Source organism: Flavobacterium flevense, from assembly GCF_900142775.1.
Taxonomy (GTDB): Bacteria; Bacteroidota; Bacteroidia; order Flavobacteriales; family Flavobacteriaceae; genus Flavobacterium; species Flavobacterium flevense.
Window position 1 is genome coordinate 1 of sequence record NZ_FRCC01000026.1, and the last position, 3,095, is coordinate 3,095.

Consider the following 3,095-nt stretch of genomic DNA (forward strand, 5'->3'; position numbering starts at 1 on the left):
GATTGTTTTTGGACTTTTGTTCTTCTGGAGTTATTCAAGACAAAAGAAAGAAAAAGAAGAAGTGGTTTTAATTGAAACACAAAATCCAAAATAATCAAGCGGCATTCTTTTGCTTCTTTTCTTTGGTCGCTGATGTAGAAAGAAAAGAAGTTAAACCAAACCAATAAAGAGGATAATGAATATTCTCATGCAAAACCCGCAAGCTTTTTGGTAAAATGGGAGGATTCACATTTTAACAAAGTGCTTGCACCTTTTTTCAGCAAAAAGACTTTCCCGACCATCGAGAGGGAGTGTCTTTTTACTCTGATTTCATCATAAATAATAAAGCGACGTTCTTTTGCTTCTTTTCTTTGGTCGCTTATGAGGAAAGAAAAGAAGTCGCACAAAACGAATAAGGAGGATAATGAATATCCTCATGCAAAAATCACAAGCTTTTTGGTAAAATAGGAGGATTCAAATTATACCAAAGTGCTTGTATCCTTTCTTCTGCAAAAAGACTTTCCCGACCATCGGAAGGGAGTGTCTTTTTGCAGCCCGCCCCGATAACTATCGGGGTTGGCTTAGCCAACTGGGATGGGCTGTGACCTAAAGTCTTTCAAATTGAGAAAAAAGCCTCTGTATTGGGTTAGTCCATTGCGAAACAAACCCCATAAAAGAGAACTTCCCATTTGTGCAAGTGCAGAATTAATATATAAATCTTGTTTTTCCAATGCTTCCGCAAGGGAGCAACTTGGAGTGTCATCTGTAATTTCGGACTGTTTCAGCAGTTCGGGAAATTCTTCGGTTACAAATGGTAAGTTAGCAACGGTTTCGTATTTCTCTGAATTGGGTTGTTTAATAGTACCTATAGACGATAGTATAACTTGTCCTGTGTGTTGGCTATTGCCAAAGTCCATCCAATAACGAGGACGATTAGCATAAGCTCTACTGTTATTAAGTTGTTTCAAAATATCAGCAATTTCAAAACGAGCTTTCACGCTATCCACACAGCTAATAAAAATAGTTGCTCCCGCATTTTCGGGTAATCTATCCAAACTGTCTTTTTCAAATTTTATGGTTTCCGCTTTCCAGTTTGTACCCGACCAACGGTTGGCACGGTTTATCAATGCCACTGATTTGTACAGTCCTGTTTCAGAATGGGCAAATCGTTGTCTGCCTAAATTGGCTTCCGTTATAATATCATCATCCCAAAGACGAACATTTAAACCTGCATGACCTAATGCAATAAGGCTGTGATTCATTTCCATAAGGGAAGTTAATACTTTTGATCCTGTACCACCTGCACCGATAAGATTTACCACTATTGGGTTTGTGGGATTTATTAAATAGTTGTCCGTAAAATGAACTTTTGTTTTTTCGATATTCATGACAATATATCTTTTAAGGTTTTATCATTCTTTTTTAATACTTCTTTTGGAAAAGTGTTGTTTGTATTGACAAGGCTTTCCCAAAGTATTACACAGTTTCCGTTTATCGGATTATAGTCCAGCATCAAATGACTGAAGTAGCTGTTGAAAAAATAACTTTCCCATGCGGTTGTAAACTCTTCTAATGAAGCAATTTTCTTAATTTGAACATCTACCGTTCCCATACAAGCATTACCATTTTCATATACATTAAAAAAAGGAGCATTGTACAATTTTGTATTTTCGTTTGGTCTGCGGCTGCTTCCCAAAGCAAAAACAGAAAGACTATTTTTGTTGGCAATCCATAACATAGGAGGGACATTTGCCTTGCCATTTGGAATACCTAGATTTTCTGTAAAACACAGTTCTCTTTGCATGGCTTTGGTAAACCAAATTACCTTATTTTGATTAAGGTTAATATGTAAAATAGCATTGCTAATTATTCCGTCTGATTTTAAACAAGGTTCTTTTTCTTCTTTGGCTGTCTTTAATGTTTTTACCAGTTGGTTTGCTTCTCTTACAGTCAAGGGATGGGCATTAATAGGATTTCCCTTTTTATCCATATCAAAAGATTCTACATAGGTGTCTGAATTCATTCCTTTAGTCTGGTAGAATACTAATGCCAATTTAGGATGGTATAGCGTTCCAAAATTTTCTGTAATGCCTTTCATCACTATTGTTTTAAAAATTGTTTAATAGGTAAATTAATTCTCCGATAAGGGCAAACAATCTATTCTCAAAATCAAGATTGTTTGCTGTGATGTCACTTCCATCGAAACGCTTAACGATACTAGGCTCTTCAATTTGTCCGTATTCTTGTAATTCGTTATTTACGCATTGAATAATATTTTCATTTAGCCAACCTTTTCCATCAGCATAAAAAGATATGTAGTAATCCATTGTTAAAATGTTATCTGTTTCTTCTTCGTTTTCGTCTGCTTCATCGCTGGGTCTTGCATTTCGAAATACATTTTCATTTGGATATTGTTCTAAAAGGATATAGGTTTCTTGAGCTAATTTTAAACAATCCTGTTCAAAAATGTTCGTACATTTAAAGTGGTTCAATCGTTTTTTGAAAAAAGTTAAATTGGCAGTATTGAAGATTTTTTGTTCCATTTTGTCACCAATACATTCCGCTTGTTCGAATTCACTCAAATAAATGGATGTTTCATCGGAATCATCATCAGTTAGTTGCCATTCTTTTAACATCTCGTATTGATAATACAGAAAACTATTTTCCTGTCTGTAATAAGGGATGTTAACACTATGATAGAGATAACTACAAACTGATAATAAAAGCTGTGCACTGTATTTTTGTTTTCTGTTTTTCAGTAATCTGTACAGCGGTACTACAGGAATATAATATAGTGTAGAGTTAGTATTGTATCGTTCTTCACTTGTAAAAAAGGTTTTTTTACTATCCTTTACGAGTTTGATTTTTTCCCAATCCTTAACTTTATCTTTTAGTTTTTCTTTGGTGTCCCATAAAGCCAAAGCGATATTATATGGAAAACCAAAAGATTGGGTATGTATGGGGTTAATGTTATAATGCGTTGCAAGTTGGGAAAGAGATTGGTAAAAATCTCTTTCCGTTTTTGCTGTTTTCTTACAAGCCTTTACCGTTTTCGTTTCTGCCAAAACTGGCAGGAATGAAGTTCTTAAAAAACCATTGGCAACATTGGTACTGGT

General features: G+C 34.9%; 3 protein-coding genes. All 3 read right to left on the minus strand.

Annotated features, from left to right (window positions below):
• Window positions 1-560: 560 nt before the first annotated feature.
• The gene (locus tag BUB89_RS17690) at window positions 561-1,367 is read right to left on the minus strand and encodes a PRTRC system ThiF family protein (protein WP_073247534.1); all 807 of its coding nucleotides are present in this window, start codon (window positions 1,365-1,367) and stop codon (window positions 561-563) included.
• A complete protein-coding gene (locus BUB89_RS17695; protein ID WP_073247535.1) occupies window positions 1,364-2,077 on the minus strand; it encodes a PRTRC system protein B in 714 nt (237 codons plus the stop codon). Before BUB89_RS17695 ends, BUB89_RS17690 begins: the two co-directional genes overlap by 4 nt.
• 10 nt (window positions 2,078-2,087) lie before the next feature.
• Window positions 2,088-3,095 (minus strand): hypothetical protein (locus BUB89_RS18130; RefSeq protein WP_073247536.1); only part of this gene is annotated, 1,008 nt, incomplete at its 5' end.

What these genes read in the sequence shown, in the direction of transcription:
- BUB89_RS17690 (WP_073247534.1), bottom strand. Translation starts at nt 1,367, where the DNA reads ATGAATATCGAAAAAACAAAAGTTCATTTTACGGACAACTATTTAATA.
- BUB89_RS17695 (WP_073247535.1), bottom strand. Translation starts at nt 2,077, where the DNA reads ATGAAAGGCATTACAGAAAATTTTGGAACGCTATACCATCCTAAATTG.